Annotated in this window: 1 protein-coding gene; it reads right to left on the bottom strand. The window is 45.1% G+C overall.

The window, feature by feature from the left end:
* Positions 1–192, bottom strand: a 192-nt coding sequence (locus P0G09_RS19715; RefSeq protein WP_275253524.1) for a helix-turn-helix transcriptional regulator, incomplete at its 3' end; no start/stop codon positions are given.
* Between the last annotated feature and the right edge of the window lie 101 nt (positions 193–293).

Genomic DNA, 293 nt, shown 5'->3' with positions numbered 1-293 from the left:
GTAGTTCTTTTTATCCGGGATTACGGTCGTACCCAATAAAAAGTCCGTGGACACATTGAACACTCTGGCGATGCGGATAACGCTTTCTTCGCTCAGCTTTTCGGTCTTTCCGCTAAGGAATCGGCTGATGGTGCTTTCATTCACATCAATCCGAAGTGCCAGTTCTCGCTGGGTCATCTTGCGTTCTCTCATTACATCAACGATTCTTTTCCGAACATCGGCGGGTTAATTAGTATCAGCCATTATGCTTCCTCCCCTCTGTCTGTTTTCTGTTTGATATATTTTCCGCTTTT

Origin of the sequence: Faecalibacterium sp. DFI.5.82 (assembly GCF_029076575.1) — a bacterium.
In the GTDB taxonomy this organism is placed as follows: Bacteria; Bacillota; Clostridia; order Oscillospirales; family Ruminococcaceae; genus Faecalibacterium; species Faecalibacterium duncaniae.
The sequence above is the reverse complement of the archived record's forward strand: the minus strand, read 5'-3'. Positions and strand labels throughout refer to the sequence as shown.